Here is a 14,241-nt window from a genome sequence, read left to right as displayed (position 1 = left end):
GGGGTGCGGGGCAGGTCCAGCCGGCGGGGTCGACGGCCGTGGCGACGGCCCCCGCGGCGGTGCCGGCGGCCTCGACGAGCCCGGCAGCTCCCGCGGCTCCGGCGCCTCCGGTGGCTTCGGTGGCTTCGGTGGCTTCGGTGGCTTCGGTGGCTTCGGTGGCGAGATCAGCCAACGGGGTTCATCTCCTCACGCGGGATCCGGGATCCGTGCGGTGCCGGGTTGCTCATCCGGCGGTACAGGTAATAGGCCGCACAGGCGCCCTCGTTGGAGACCATGGTGGCGCCGAGCGGGGTGCGCGGAGTGCAGGCCGTACCGAACGCCTCGCACTCGGTCGGCTTGATCAGCCCCTGCAGGACCTCGCCGGCCCGGCACACGGCGGGTTCCTCGGTGCGGATGCCGGTGACGTCGAAGCGGTGCTCGGCGTCGTAGCCGCGGTAGGCGTCGGTCAGCCGCCAGCCGCTGGCCGGGATCCGGCCGATGCCGCGCCAGTTGCGGTCGGTGACCTCGAACACGTCCTCGATCATGCGTACGGCGGCCGGGTTGCCCTGGTCCCGCACGGCGCGCGCGTAGGCGTTCTCCACCCGATGCTCGCCGCGCTCCAGCTGATGGACGGCCCGGCGGATGCCTTCGAGGATGTCCAGCGGCTCGAAGCCGGTCACCACGACGGGCACCCGGTGCTTCTCGGCCAGCTCCGGGTACTCGGCGGTGCCCATGACGCTGCACACGTGCCCGGCGGCGAGGAAGCCCTGCACCCGGCAGCTGGGGGCCGTCATGATGGCCTCGATCGCCGGGGGGACCCGCACGTGGGACACCAGCAGGCTGAAGTTGTCCAGGCCGAGGCGGCGGGCCTGATGGACGGCCATGGCGTTGGCGGGGGCCGTCGTCTCGAAGCCGATGGCGAAGAACACGACCTGGCGGTCCGGGTTCCTCCGGGCGAGGTCGAGGGCGTCGAGCGGTGAGTACACCACCCGTACGTCACCGCCCTCGCCCTTGACCCGGAACAGGTCCCGGCCGGTGCCCGGGACGCGGAGCATGTCCCCGAAGGAACAGAAGATCACGTCGGGGCGGGCGGCGATCTCCAGGGCCTTGTCGATGACGTCGAGGGGGGTGACGCACACCGGACAGCCGGGACCGTGAATCAACTCCACTTTCTCCGGCAGGAGTTGGTCGATGCCGTGCCGGATGATGGAGTGGGTCTGGCCGCCGCACACCTCCATCAGGGCCCACGGCCGGGTGACCGTGGCGCTGATCTCGTCCAGCAGCCGGCGCGCCAGCCCTGGATCGTTGAACTCGTCGATGTACTTCACCGGGCCTCACTCCCGCTCTCCTGCCGCTCCGCCTGCTGCCAGGCGTCGCCGAACTCCTCCTCGAGGAGCCCGAGTTGCTCGAACAGTTCCAGGGACGCCCGGGCTGACTCCTCGTCGAGGCGCTGCAGCGCGAACCCGACGTGGACGATCACGTACTCCCCCACCCGTACGTCGGGCAGGTACTCGAGACACGCCTGTTTCTGTACGCCGCCGAAGTCGATCAGACCGGTCAGGGGATCGGCGCGATGATCGATGGACACGACCTTGCCGGGCACTGCCAGACACATGGGTCACTCCGTCTCTTGGTTGTTTGCTGTTCCCGCGACCATCAGCTGGCCGAGCGCCAACCCGCCGTCGTTCGGGGGTACTTCACCGTGCCGGAGCACCCTGAAGCCGTCCGCGGCGAGCAGGGCGGCGCTCTCCTCCTCCAGCAGGGCGTTGGCGAAGACGCCTCCCGTGAGGGCGACGGTCGTCGGGCCGCCGGCCGCGCGGGCCCGCCGGCACAGTTCGGCCACGGTCCGTGCCACGCCGCGGTGGAACCGGGCCGCGAGCACGGGGGCGGGGGTACCACGGAGGCGGTCCGCGAGCAGCGCCTCCAGCATCGGCGTGGGACTGCACACGAGGCCGCCCTCGTCGCCGAGACCGAACGGGTACGCCTGTGCGTCCGCCTCCCGCGCCCGGGTCGCCGCCGCCTCCAGTTCCATCGCGGCCTGGGCCTCGTATCCGGAGCGGTGACAGATCCCGACGAGGGACGACACGGCGTCGAAGAGCCGGCCCATGCTGGAGGTCGGGACGCAGGCCACCTGCCGCTCCAGTTGCCGGCGCAGCACCGCGCGTTCGGTGTCCGAGCAGGCGAGGACGCTCGGCACCGCCGGATCCCACGGCAGTCCCGCCGCCCACAGCCGGGCCAGCGCCAGCCGGCAGGGGTTGACCACACCGGCGTCACCACCGGGCAGCGGGGCGGGGGCCAGGCGGGCGAAGCGCCGGTAACCGGTGTAGTCGGCGAGCAGGATCTCGCCGCCCCAGACCGTCCCGTCGTCGCCGTACCCGGTGCCGTCGAAGGCGACGCCGATCACCGGCACGGTGCCGTCGAGGCCGTGTTCGGCCATGGAGGCGGCGATGTGGGCGTGGTGGTGCTGGACCAGAGCGGGGGGCGCCGGGCCGAGCCGGGCGGCGCGGGTGCGGGCCCGGGCGGTGGAGTGGTAGCCGGGGTGGCGGTCGGCGGCCACCAGCCGTGGGGTGACTCCGGTGAGGCGGATGAGGTGCCGCTCGGCCCGCTCGGCGGCCTCCAGCGTGGCCAGCTCGCCCATGTCGCCGATGTGCGGCCCGAACCAGGCGCGGTCGCCCTCGCCCAGGCAGGGCACGTTCTTGAGGTCGCCGCCGACGGCGAGGGTGGGGCGGACCGGGACCGGCAGGCGCAGCGGGCGGGGCACGTATCCGCGGGAACGGCGCAGCACCTGTTCGGTGCCGTCGGGGCGGACCCGGAGCAGGGAGTCGTCGCAGGGGGCGGCGATGGGCCGGTCGTGGCGAAGCCAGGCGTCCGCCAGGCCGGCCAGCCGGGTCAGTGCCTCGGTGTCGTCGGTGACGATGGGCTCGCCGGAGCGGTTGCCGCTCGTCATGACCAGCGTCCGGGGGCCCGGGGGATCGCCGGGCAGCCCGAACAGGAGGGTGTGGACCGGGGTGTAGGGGAGCATCACGCCGATGTGCGGGCTGCCGGGGCAGACCTCCCCCGCGAGGGCGGGGCCCGCTGCCGGTGAGCGGCGGCGCAGCAGGACGATCGGGCGGCGGGCGCTGGTGAGCGCGGCCCGTTCCGCGTCGGTGAGGACCGCGATCCGTTCGGCCGTGGGCAGGTCCGCGCACATCACAGCGAAGGCCTTGCCACCCCGCTCCTTACGGCCGCGCAGGGTGGTGACGGCCCGGGCGTCGGAGGCGTCGCAGGCCAGGTGGTAGCCGCCGACGCCCTTGACGGCGACGATCCGCCCGGCGGCGAGCAGGGCCCGGGCGGTGGCCAGGGCGTCCGCGTCGCGGGCCGGGCGCACGCCGAGGCCGTCGGCCGCGACCAGGGTGACCCGCGGGCCGCACTGGGGGCAGGCGACGGGCTGGGCGTGGAAGCGCCGGTCGACCGGATCGCCGTACTCCCGGGCGCAGGCGGGGCACATCGGGAAACCGGCCATGGTGGTGGCCACACGGTCGTAGGGCATACCGGTGGCGATGGTGAAGCGGGGGCCGCAGTGGGTGCAGGTGATGAAGGGGTGCCGGTGCCGGCGGTCGGCCGGATCGGACAGTTCGCGCAGGCAGTCGGCGCAGGTCGCGGTGTCGGGCGGGAGCTGGGTGCGGCCGGCGGCCCGGTCGGTGGAGCGGATGGCGAAGGGGCCGCTCTCGCCGGTGGCGGGCAGGGGCTCCCGGAGGATGCCGGTCACGGCGGCCAGGGGTGGCGGCTCCTGTGCGAGCCGGTCGCAGAAACTGTCCACCTCCCGCGCCGGTCCCTCGACCTCGATGAGCACCCCGTCGCCGGTGTTGCCGACGAATCCGGCGAGGCGGAGACCGGCGGCCAGGCGGTGCACGTGCGGCCGGAAACCGACCCCCTGCACGGTGCCGTGCACGGTGAGCCTGCGCCGGACCGGTCCGGCGGCCGGGGCGGTCATACGGCAGGGGTGGCGGAGGCGGGGTGGTGGTGACCGTGCGGGTGCGGGGCGAGGGGCGGCCGGTGCACCGGGGCCGCGTCCCGGGCGGCGAGGGCGCGGTCCAGGAGGGTGCCCACGCCGACGCCGGAGCGGGCGCAGGACCGTACGATCTCCACCCCCGGGTTGACCCGGTGCACGTTCGCCCGGAAGGCGGCCTCGTCGAAGCCGGCCGGCTCGGCGAGGTCGGTCTTGGTGATGACGACCAGATGGGCGGAGCCGAAGGCGGTGGGGTACTTCAGCGGTTTGTCCTCGCCCTCGGTGACGGCCATCAGCACGATCCGCAGGGTCTCACCCAGGTCGTAGGAGGCCGGGCAGACGAGGTTGCCGACGTTCTCCACGAAGAGCACGGAGGTGTCCGCGGGCAGCCAGCCCTCCAGCCGGGCGCGGACCTGGCGGGCCTCCAGGTGGCACAGTCCGTCGGTGAGCACCTGCTGGACGGGTGCGCCGGAACGGGCCAGCCGGACGGCGTCGTTCTCGGTGGCCAGGTCGGCGGTGAGCGCGGCCACCGCCACGCCGCGCTCCACCGCGCGGGCCAGGACGCGGCCGAGGAGTTCGGTCTTGCCGCTCCCGGGGCTGGACAGCAGGTTGACCACGGTCACGCCCTGGCGGGTGAGGTCGGCGCGCAGGTTCGCGGCCAGATCGTCGTTCTTCGCCAGGACGGCCTGTTTGACGTCGGACCGGCACATGGGGCTGCTCCTCGGATGCGGGGGCGGGGCCCGGGCCGCGTCGCGTGCGGCCCGGGTCCCACCGATCTTCGGCTCAGCCGGGCGCCGCGTCCGGCAGCGCAGCCGGGCGCGGGGCCTCTGATTCCATCGGGCGGCCCAATGCCGGCAGGGGGCCGGTGGGATCGGCGAGCAGCGCGGGTACGAGCGCGTGCAGGGCGTCCACGGCCCGGCCGACGGCTTCCCGGACCGGGGTGCTGAGGTCCGGGAAGAGGTCGTCGCCGCTGGGCAGCGTCTGGGGCTCGCACGCCAGGACGAGCACCCGGGGCAGGGGCTCGTCGCCCAGGTGGGTGGCCAGGGCCAGCACCTTCGCCGGGTCCATGCCGTGGGCCTCCGGCGCGACGGTGCCGTCGGGGGGCTCGGCCTCGATCAGGGAGAGGGTGCCGGGGCGGTGGCCGCGCGGGGCCGCGTCGACCAGCACGGCGGTGTGGCAGCCGGCCAGCAGGGCGTAGGCGAGGTCCATGCCGCGGATGCCGTAGTCGTGCACCCGGACCTCGGGCGGCAGCGGGCGGTGTTCGAGGGCACGGATCACCTCGGGGCCGAAGGCGTCGTCGGCGAGGAAGATGTTGCCGACGCCGGCCACCAGGATGCGCGGCGTCACCGGAGGTCTCCGGCCGGTGCGGCGAGGGGCCTGGGCGAGCCGCTCGGCGTCTTCCGGACGAAGGCCGACCGCAGGGCGTGGTAGGGGGCGCCGGCGTCGAAGAAGATGGCGTGCATGCGGGCGAGTTCGGTCCGCCGGTGGTCGGTGAGGGGGCATTGCCGTTCGTCGGCGGCGCGGGCCGCGGCCTTGGCGGCCACGCGCCGGTCCAGGCCGGGCTCGCCGGCGAGCCCGGCCGCCAGTCGCTCGGTCTCGGCCGTGAAGCCCTCGGGTGTGGCCGGCACCAGCCGGTCCACGAGGCCGAGTCGTTCGGCGGTGGCGGCGCTGACGGGCAGCGCCTCGGTGGTCAGTCGCTCGGCCTGCTCCGCACCGACCCGGCGGGGCAGGGTGTACGTCCAGAACTCCGAGCCGTACAGGCCCATGCGCCGGTAGTGCGGATTGAGGACGGTGCCGATACGGCACCAGACCTCGTCGGCGGCGAGGGCGAGCATGGCGCCGCCGGCGGCCGCGTTGCCGCCGAGCGCGGCCACCACCAGCCGGTCGGTGGTGCGCAGTACCGCCTCGACCAGGTCGTCCATGGCGTTGAGGTTGGTCCACGACTCCCCGGCCGGGTCGGGGGCCGCCTCGATGACGTTCAGGTGGATGCCGTTGGAGAAGAAGTCGCGGGCTCCACCGAGCACGAGGACCCGGGTGGGGCGGGTCAGCGCGAACTCGTACGCGGCGAGCAGCCGGCGGCACTGGCCGGTGCTCATCGCGCCGCCGGGGAAGGAGAAGCCGAGGAAGCCGACGTCACCGCGCTGCCGGTAGCGGACATCGGTCCAGGTGCGCCGGTCCGAGGGCAGTTCGAAGGGGACGGGGGCCTCCGGCAGGCGTGCGGCCGCGCTTTCGCCTGTGAGGTCTGTGAGGCCGGTCGAGTCTGTGGGATCCGTGAGGCCGGCGAGGACGGAGATGGCAGGGCGCCGGAAGGGTGCGGGGTCGCCGGAGTTCCGGCGCGGGCGCAGTTCCGGGATCCACACGGCGCCGTCCCGGGTGGCCCGGCAGACGGCGCCCGCACGGTGGGCGAGAAGTTCGCCGGCGCGGCCGCGCAGCCGGTCCTCGGCATGCCCGCCGTGCAGGAAGACCTCCCGGCCGAGAAGCTCGTCGAGGACGCCCGGCTGTGAGTCGGCGCCGCGCAGCTTGCGCAGGACCGTCGCGGTGTCGTCGCGTTCCCAGTCGATGCGCCGCCGCTCCTGCCGGAAGGCGTCGCGCCAGACGACGCCGATCGACTTGTCGGTCTGCGGGAGGGGCTTGTAGGAGCCGCCGGCGTAGCGTCGTACGGCCGTGAGGACGGCGGTCACGGCCGCGTCGGAGACCTCGCCCCGGTACAGGTCGCTCTTGCCGACGGGCGGTACCGGGAACTGCTCGGCCGCCCAGACCGCGCCCGCGTCCATGGCCGCCTCCGCCTGGAGCACGGTCACGCCCCACCGGGGTGCTTCTTCGGCGACCGCCCAGTCCAGCGCGGACGGGCCACGGTCGCCGGGCGGCCCGGGGTGCACGATCAGGCAGGTGTGCTCCCGCCACACGTCCTCCGGCAGGGCCGTCTTGAGCATCGGCGCGACGACCAGATCCGGACGCAGTTCGCGTACGGCGGCCCGGACCGGGTCGGGGCCGTGCGAGGCGAGTACGGCGTCCACGCGGTGCCCGTGGTCCGACAGGTCGGTGTACAGGCGCTGGGTGAGGCTGTTGAACGCGCTGGCGACGAGCAGAATGTCCATGACACGACATGTTCGTCCCTGTCCGGGACGCCGTGAAGAACCGTCGCGGCGTTTCGCCCGCCCGCCTCGGTTCCCTTGCTCCATCCGGAGCGCATCGGATCAGGCGGCGACGGCCCTGCCGGGCGCGAGCCGGTCGAGGAGCTGTTCGTGGTGGAGGCCCGTCACCGGCGCGAGGAGGTCTGGGTGGCGCAGCAGGGCGGCGGCCCGCCGGTCGCCGTCGCCGGGGGCGACCAGCCGCCGGAACTCGACCGGGGCTCCCGAGGCGTGCTCACCGTCGGCGAGAGCGGCGACGGCCAGTCCGGCCAGCTCGGGGTCGGTCAGCAGGCCCGCCGCCCAGCTGGCCACGACCTCGTCCACCCAGGTGCGCCAGGCCCACTCCTCGGCCGGCCGGTCGCCGGCCGGCTCGGCTCCGGTGATCCAGTCGAGGCGGGCGGCGCCCCCGGGGCCCGCCATGGTGACCAGAGCCGCGTCGACCTCGGTCGGGTAGCGCAGCCACGCGGCGACGGTCACGGCCTGCCGGGCCTGCGCCTCGCACAGGGCGGTGGCCAGTGCGCCGCCGCACGACGGATAGGCGCCGGTGAGCCAGCGCGCCGTCGCGGCGATGAGGGGGGACAGATCAGTGGGCACAGCCGGGCCGTCCGAAACACGTGGGGGTCAGGGCGCCACGCAACCGTAGCCCGGCATCCCGTCGGGCCGGGAGGGGATGCGCTCCAGGTCATATGTGGCTCCGCCCACGTCCGCCGCGCCCGGCGCCGGTCCCCCGGACGGCCGCCGCCACCCCGGACCACGCGCCGCCGCAACACCGGGCCCCACACCGGCCCACGCGCCGGCCCCCGCACCGCCGCAACGCCGGGCCCCACGCCGGCCCAAGCACCGCTGCCACGCCGGGCCCCCGCACGCCGGCCGACGCGCCGCGCCCCGCCTCGGTCCCACGTACCGCGCCCCACCCCGGTTCCCCGGGCCGCCGGTCACGTGTCGACCCGTCGCGCGGGGGAACTCGGTGCGGGCTGCTCGTGCCCGGACGGGGCGCGCATGCACCGCGGGGGGTCTGGGAGGTCTCATGACGACGGACGCCGCACACTACGACGACCAGGGCGACGTCCCGCTGGGCGGTTACGCCGTCCTCGCCTCCGTCTTCGTGGCGGGCGCCGGCGGCTTCGCGCTGGTGGCCCGGCAGCGGGGGGTCCGGCTGCCCCGGGAGGTGCCCGCGTGGGACGTGGCGTTGCTGGGGACCGCTTCCTACAGAGCGTCACGGCTGCTGACCCGGGACAAGGTCACGAGCTTCCTCCGGGCGCCGTTCACCCGTCGTACGGGTGCGGGCGAGGGCAGCGAGGTCCTGGACGACCCCCGGGGCAGCGGGGTCCGGCGGGCCGTCGGCGACCTGCTGGCCTGCCCGTTCTGTACGTCCGCCTGGGCGGCGGGGACTCTGATCTGCTCCTATGCGGCGGCGCCCCGGTTCACCCGGCTGGTCTGCGGCGGCTTCGGCGCCCTGACGGTGGCGGACTGGCTGCAGTACGCCTGGACGTGGACACAGCGGACGACCGAGAGCTGAACCCGGCCGCCGCGACACGCCGAGCGAGTCGTGACGGGCTCGACGGACAGCGACGCCACCGGTCATGCGCCGTCCGGCGCCGGGCCCACCGGTCACCATCGTCCGAACGCCGGGCCCGCCGGCCATTCGTCGTCCGGCGCCGGGCCCACCGCTCGCCATCGTCCGAACGCCGGGCCCGCCGGTCATTCGTCGTCCGCCGCCGGGATCAGCTCGATGTCGAGCACACCCTCGTCCTGGAACAGTTCCGCCGTCAGCCGCGCGGGGTCGTCGGTGCCCTCGAGCTCCAGCAGCACCCGTGCGGCGTCGTCCGTGCGGCCCGGCAGCCGTTCCACCTTGAACTGCACGATCCTGAATCCGCGCCGGGTGCATGTCTGCATCAGGCGCGGCAGCAGGGCGGTGCCGGTCCGGTAGGTCAGGCGCGCCTCGAAGACGGCCGCGGCCGTGCCGGGGATCAGGCGGGCCGAGAACCGGGGGTAGCCGCGCACCACCAGGAAGTGCAGTGCCGTCACGGCCAGGGCGAGCACGGGCAGCCCGCCCCCGCAGGCCATGCCGACGGCGCAGGTCAGCCAGACGGTGGCGGCCGTCGTCAGGCCCCGTACGGCGTCCCGGCGCACGAAGATCAGTCCGCCGCCGATGAAGCCGATCCCGGAGACGATCTGCGCCGCGACCCGGGAGGGGTCGAAGGAGACGTTCTCCAGGCCGAGCACCGCGGTGAACCCGTGCTGGGAGACCTCCATCATCAGCGCGCTCGCGATGCCGACGAGCGTGTGCGTGCGCATGCCGGCGCTCTTCTGCTGGGCCGCGCGTTCCCAGCCGATCAGGGTCGACAGCAGCAACGCCAGTCCCAGCTCGGCCAGCTGCCGTGGTCCCTGGCCGTTGTGGATGTCCCACAACGGTGCCGCCAGCCCCACTCCTGCCATGCACACCTCGCACGTCGCTCCGCCTGTGCTCGTCACGGCGTCTGCCCCGCGGCGAGGCCACGACGCCACCGGCTCGGGTGTCCGCCGGACTCCGGAACACCGGTGTCCGGAGTCCGGATCACCAGTAGACCGCCGTGTGCCGGGTACGGCGACCGGCCGGCGTGCCGGGCCGCGAGGGTGGGCGCGAGCGGGGTACTCGGCCGGGGCCGCCTCGCCCCGGCGCCCTCCGCCGGACCGCCGCGGGACGTACGGCGTCGAGAGGTGCTCCTGACGAAGGGACGGGTGTCATGCATCACGAGGAGCTGATCGGAAAGGTGCAGGTGCTTGCCCACCTGCCCGACCGGAATACCGCCGAGCGGGCCGCGCACGCGGTCGTGAGCACCCTGTCGGAGCGGCTGCCCGCCGGACTGGCCCGGCATGTGGCCGCTCAGCTGCCGCCCGACATGGCGGCGGCGATGCGGGAGGCGACCGGCCGGTCTGGGACCGGTTCGGGCGCGACGGGCGAGCGGTTCGGGCTGACCGCCTTCGCCGGCCGTGTCGCCGACCGGGCGGGCACCGACGAGGAGACAGCGCTGCGGGACGCCGTCGCCGTGCTGGAGGTGCTCGATGCCGCCCTCGCCCCGGAACTGACCGAGCGGATGGCCGGCGCGCTGCCCGCGGACATCCGCGAACTGCTGCCGGTGGGCCGCGCGGCCGAGTACACCTAGGAGCGGGCGAGTTCACCCGGCATCCCGGCCGGAGTGCGCCTGGGAGCGCGGGCGGGCACCACGGCACGAGCGTCACCGCACGGGCACCACGGCACGAGCGTCACCGCACGGGCATCGCGGCACGGCGTCGCCGCACGGCGCCGGAATGCCCGGCGTGACCGTGATCGGCGTTGCCGGTTCACTGCATGTGCACGTGCCTACCGGGCAGGCTATGCGGTGACGCCCCCTTCCGGAAAAGGTGCTCGATGGCCTTCTTCGCCCTCTCCCGGCATCAGCCGCTGGCCCTGCTCTCCAGTACCGATCTGGCGGCGGAGAACGCCCGGCTTGTGGAAGAGAATCAGCAGCTGCGGAAGGCCGTGACCTCGCACGCCGTCATCGATCAGGCCATCGGAGCCGTCGTCGTCCTCGGGCGGCTCGCGCCGGAAGAGGCCTGGCGGACGCTGCGGGAGGTCTCGCAGCGCACCAACGTCAAACTGCGTACGGTCGCCGAGCACCTCCTGGACTACGCCCAGGGCGGCACCCTGCCGGAGCGGGAGCGGATCGAACTCGGCAAGGCCGTCTCCCTCTACCGGCGGTGCGCCGACGGAGCGACGGCCGCACGGACGGACCGGTAGACGCCCCGCCCGCCCACGTGGCGCCCCGCGCGCGTACGCGGGTGCGGCCCGCACGCCCGCTCGCCCGCTCGCCCGCTCGCCCGCTCGCCCGCTCGCCGGGGGCTTGCCCGCATACCAGGCGGCCGCCCTTCCGCGTGCCCGGTGCTGACGCGCGCCCCCGCAAACCCGGTGCGAGCTGCCCGCCACTCAGGGACCGCCCGCCCGCGTACGGCGTTGCTTCCCGGGACGTGCGTGCCGGGAGCCGGGGCCCGGGGGCCGGGCGACCCACCGGTCCTCCACCTGGTCCAGTCCGTACAGCAGGACGCTGAGGACCGGAAGCAGCAGCACCGCGATGATGATCACAGGAGGTTCTCCCTCCGAACCGATGAGACCAGCCGGGTCCCCCGGTTCGCGCCCCCCAGCCTCGCCGCTCGTGAAATTCCTGTGACCGTCCCGCGCCCGGGAGCGCGGGCGCGTTGCCGGGGCGCTCCCCCGCCTTGCGCTTACCGTTCTCTGGATGTGACCGACCGTCAGCGACCGGGACGGAGACAGGCGGGAGCAGTGGTGGGCGATGCGCGTCGGCGGGCGGCCGGGCGGAGCGGCGGACGCCGGGCCAAGGGCGCGGTACTGGGCAGCCGGCCCGCGTACTCCGTGCGGCTGCCGGCCGCCGCACGCCCCGGCCCGCAGGGACTCGAGGCCGTACGGACGATGCCGTGGCTGCGGATCGCCGCGGCCTACGCCTGGCGGCTCATCGCCGTCGGCGTCGTCGTCTACGGCGTCTTCAGTGTCCTCGGCAGTTTCCAGCTCATCGCCGTCGCCCTGTTCCTCGCGCTGGTCGTCACCTCGGTGCTGCGCCCGCCGACCGATCTGCTCGCCCGGGTGCTGCCGAGGCCGCTGAGCGTGGCCGTGGTCCTGGTGGGCAGCCTGCTGTGCCTGCTGGCCCTGCTCGCACTGGTGGGCAACGCGGTGGCGGGCGAGTGGCCCCGGCTGGTGGACGACTTCCGGGGCGGTGTGCACCGTATCCAGGACTGGCTGCAGCGGCCGCCGTTCCGGCTCAGCCCCGGCAGACTCTCCGACCTCCAGGACCAGCTGACCCGCTATGTGTCCGCGCACCGGTCGTCCCTGCTGAGCAGCGCGGTCAACGAGTTCGGCCGGGTGGTCGAGCTGGTCACGGGCGGTGTGCTCGCACTGTTCGCCTCGGTGTTCTTCCTCCATTCGGGTGAGCACCTGTGGGGCTGGGCGCGCGACCGGCTGCTGCCGGGCGGCGCCCGGCCGTCCTGGGACCGCGCGGGGCAGGCGGCCTGGCGGACCTTCGCCGGGTACACGCGCGGCATCATCATCGTGGCCGCCACCAACGCCGTACTGGTCGGTGTCGCTCTGCTCGTGCTGCGGGTGCCGCTCGCGCTGCCGCTGGCACTGCTGGAGTTCTTCGCGGCGTTCGTGCCGCTGGTGGGCTCCCCGGTCGCGCTCGGTGTCGCCACGATCGTCGCGCTCGCCGGGCGCGGGCCGGTCACGGCCGCCGCGGTGCTGGTGCTCATCGTCGTGATCGGCCAGCTGGAAGGGCATGTGCTGCATCCACTGGTGCTGAGCTGGGCGGTGCGGCTGCACCCGCTCGTCGTTGCCGTGTCGGTCATCGCGGGCAGCATCGTGGCCGGGGTGATCGGCGCGGTGGTGGCCGTGCCGTTCGTCTCGGTCGTCTGGGCGGTGCTCAACGCCCTGCGCACGGCACCGTCGTGACGCACCGGCTCCGCCTCGGCCTCCGCGAGGGCCCGACGACCCGGCAGCCCGCCTGCCCGCCTGCTTGCCTGCCCTGATCGAACACGGGATCAGCTGTTCCCTGGAACAGGCGATCGTCGCTCGTATGACCATGGGCCCGGAGCGACGGGCGAATACTGACGGTGTGCGAACGACGGACTGCAGACCGTAGCAGCCCGCCGCCACGGGGCGTGTCCAGAAGGGCGGCGCCGCCTCCTCGTCCCAAGGAGACGGCGCCGCCGTCGTCGTACCCCTTCGACGCGAAGGCATTCACAACGGCGTGAGACGCAGGCCGGGGGCATGGACGGGGCCCGGGGTGGCACCCGGGCCGTGTGCGTGGGATACGAATGACGTGGCAGTCCTTGGGGCGTGATCTGCTCGACGCGGCGCGCTGGATACGAGCGGCCTGTGCCGGGCCCGGTCGCGAGCGCGACCTGACCGTGCAGGCATTGAAGGGGGCGCTGGCCGCATGGGTGGCCTGGGCGGTGGCGGGCTGGTGGCTGCACGCGCCGGTGGCGTTCGTGGCGCCGTGGGTGGCGGTGGTGCTGGTCGAGTCGACCGTGTACCGGTCGATCGCGCACGGCCTGCAGCAGCTGGCGGCGATCGCCGCCGGTACGGTCGTCGCCACCGTGATCGGTCTGCTCCTGCACGACACGGTCGTCGCGATGGCGGTGGTGCTGCCGCTCGCGATGCTGCTCGGCCAGTGGGGACGCCTCGGCAGCCATGGCATCTACGCGGCCACCGGTGCCCTGTTCGTCCTGACCAACGGCTCGGTCACCGTCGCCACGTCCGCGGCACGGCTCGGCGAGTCGCTGTTCGGCGCGGTGGTCGGGATCGCCGTCAACGCGCTGATCCGGCCGCCGCTGTATCTGCGGGACAGCAAGGCCGTGCTGCGGGACGCGACCGAGGAGGCCCACGACATCCTTCGGGCCGTGGCGGACGGGCTGGCCGAGGGGCGCTGGGACGCCGAGGAGGCCGGCGTCTGGCACGACCGGGCCCTGCGACTGCGCCAGCAGGTGGAGGAGGCCCACTCGGCGGTCGGCTGGAGCCGGGAGAGCCTGCGCGGGAACCTGCGGCTCCGCCGCACCGGCACCGTCCCGGCGATGGGCAAGGAGTACGACGACGCCGTCGTGGTCCTGGACTGCGCGGCCGTGCACACCGCGGGAGTGACCCGGACGGTGCTGGAGGCCGCCGCCGAGGGCCGCACGGCACCGCGCCCCGAACTCGCGCGCCGCTACGCCGAGTTCCTCTGCCGCACCGCCCACGCGCTGTGGCTCTACAGCCACAGCCGGTTCACCGACGAGCGCTACGACGAACTGCACGAGGCCGTGGCGGACCTACGGGAGACGCTGCAGGAACTGCGCCGGGACCTGGTCCGCTCCGTGACGGACGACCCCGACGAGCTGGCCACCTACGGCGCGCTCCTCGCACAGGCCCACCGGCTGGCCGACCAGCTGGCCGTCTCGGGCAGCTGACCCCAGCCGGCGCTCCGCATCGCAGCGGGAGCGTGGCCGCCGCCCGCCCACCGCCCGGGCCGGGCCCGGCCGGGCAGAGCGCGCACGGGCGGAGCGGATCGGCGCGCCACGCGGAAGCGTTCCCTCGAAGGGGTCAATCTCGCCGCCGAGTCGGGGCCCGGGCGCATGCCCGGG

At 74.5% G+C, this 14,241-nt stretch carries 14 protein-coding genes; 5 read left to right on the top strand and 9 right to left on the bottom strand.

Annotated features, from left to right (window positions below):
* Positions 1 to 164: 164 nt before the first annotated feature.
* The 7 genes from hypD to ACGFT2_RS22780 form a co-directional block, all read right to left on the bottom strand.
* A complete protein-coding gene (hypD, locus tag ACGFT2_RS22810; RefSeq protein WP_393281218.1) occupies positions 165 to 1,307 on the bottom strand; it encodes a hydrogenase formation protein HypD in 1,143 nt (380 codons plus the stop codon).
* Positions 1,304 to 1,594: a HypC/HybG/HupF family hydrogenase formation chaperone gene (locus tag ACGFT2_RS22805; RefSeq protein WP_393281217.1), complete on the bottom strand. Its 291-nt coding sequence runs from the start codon at positions 1,592 to 1,594 to the stop codon at positions 1,304 to 1,306. Before ACGFT2_RS22805 ends, hypD begins: the two co-directional genes overlap by 4 nt.
* Positions 1,595 to 1,597: 3 nt before the next feature.
* A complete protein-coding gene (gene hypF, locus ACGFT2_RS22800; RefSeq protein ID WP_393281215.1) occupies positions 1,598 to 3,952 on the bottom strand; it encodes a carbamoyltransferase HypF in 2,355 nt (784 codons plus the stop codon).
* Positions 3,949 to 4,677: a hydrogenase nickel incorporation protein HypB gene (gene hypB / locus ACGFT2_RS22795; RefSeq protein WP_393281213.1), complete on the bottom strand. Its 729-nt coding sequence runs from the start codon at positions 4,675 to 4,677 to the stop codon at positions 3,949 to 3,951. Before hypB ends, hypF begins: the two co-directional genes overlap by 4 nt.
* A gap of 73 nt (positions 4,678 to 4,750) precedes the next feature.
* Complete coding sequence (locus ACGFT2_RS22790; RefSeq protein WP_393281211.1) at positions 4,751 to 5,314, bottom strand: hydrogenase maturation protease; 564 nt, start codon at positions 5,312 to 5,314, stop codon at positions 4,751 to 4,753.
* Positions 5,311 to 7,065, bottom strand: a complete 1,755-nt coding sequence (locus ACGFT2_RS22785; RefSeq protein ID WP_393281209.1) for a hydrogenase maturation protein — start codon at positions 7,063 to 7,065, stop codon at positions 5,311 to 5,313. The genes ACGFT2_RS22790 and ACGFT2_RS22785 overlap by 4 nt, the downstream gene beginning before the upstream one ends.
* Positions 7,066 to 7,164: 99 nt before the next feature.
* Positions 7,165 to 7,692 (bottom strand): hypothetical protein, encoded by a 528-nt coding sequence (locus ACGFT2_RS22780; protein WP_393281208.1) that lies wholly within the window; start codon positions 7,690 to 7,692, stop codon positions 7,165 to 7,167.
* Positions 7,693 to 8,125: 433 nt separating this feature from the next.
* Here ACGFT2_RS22780 and ACGFT2_RS22775 point away from each other — a divergent pair, with 433 nt between their 5' ends.
* On the top strand, positions 8,126 to 8,617 hold the full coding sequence (locus ACGFT2_RS22775) for a DUF1360 domain-containing protein (protein WP_393281206.1): 492 nt from the start codon (positions 8,126 to 8,128) through the stop codon (positions 8,615 to 8,617).
* A 182-nt stretch (positions 8,618 to 8,799) separates the two neighbouring features.
* Here the strand turns inward: ACGFT2_RS22775 and ACGFT2_RS22770 are convergent, their stop codons facing one another.
* Positions 8,800 to 9,537: an MgtC/SapB family protein gene (locus tag ACGFT2_RS22770; protein WP_393281204.1), complete on the bottom strand. Its 738-nt coding sequence runs from the start codon at positions 9,535 to 9,537 to the stop codon at positions 8,800 to 8,802.
* 287 nt (positions 9,538 to 9,824) lie between these two features.
* Here ACGFT2_RS22770 and ACGFT2_RS22765 point away from each other — a divergent pair, with 287 nt between their 5' ends.
* Positions 9,825 to 10,244: a DUF2267 domain-containing protein gene (locus ACGFT2_RS22765; protein WP_393281202.1), complete on the top strand. Its 420-nt coding sequence runs from the start codon at positions 9,825 to 9,827 to the stop codon at positions 10,242 to 10,244.
* A gap of 245 nt (positions 10,245 to 10,489) precedes the next feature.
* Positions 10,490 to 10,858 (top strand): ANTAR domain-containing protein, encoded by a 369-nt coding sequence (locus tag ACGFT2_RS22760; protein ID WP_393281201.1) that lies wholly within the window; start codon positions 10,490 to 10,492, stop codon positions 10,856 to 10,858.
* 186 nt (positions 10,859 to 11,044) lie between these two features.
* On the opposite strand, the gene ACGFT2_RS22755 is transcribed toward ACGFT2_RS22760, so the two are convergent.
* Entirely contained in the window at positions 11,045 to 11,200 is a 156-nt protein-coding gene (locus ACGFT2_RS22755; protein WP_393281199.1) for a hypothetical protein, read from the bottom strand.
* A gap of 201 nt (positions 11,201 to 11,401) precedes the next feature.
* Here ACGFT2_RS22755 and ACGFT2_RS22750 point away from each other — a divergent pair, with 201 nt between their 5' ends.
* Together ACGFT2_RS22750 and ACGFT2_RS22745 are read left to right on the top strand one after the other, a co-directional pair.
* Positions 11,402 to 12,574, top strand: a complete 1,173-nt coding sequence (locus tag ACGFT2_RS22750; protein WP_393281198.1) for an AI-2E family transporter — start codon at positions 11,402 to 11,404, stop codon at positions 12,572 to 12,574.
* Between the two features lie 365 nt (positions 12,575 to 12,939).
* Positions 12,940 to 14,067, top strand: coding sequence for an aromatic acid exporter family protein (locus tag ACGFT2_RS22745; RefSeq protein ID WP_393281197.1), 1,128 nt, complete (start codon positions 12,940 to 12,942; stop codon positions 14,065 to 14,067).
* The last annotated feature ends 174 nt before the right edge of the window (positions 14,068 to 14,241 follow it).

It is taken from the genome of Streptomyces sp. NPDC048514, from assembly GCF_043199955.1.
Taxonomy (GTDB): Bacteria; Actinomycetota; Actinomycetes; order Streptomycetales; family Streptomycetaceae; genus Streptomyces.
Note: the sequence above shows the minus strand (reverse complement) of the source record. Positions and strands in the feature narration are given on the sequence as shown.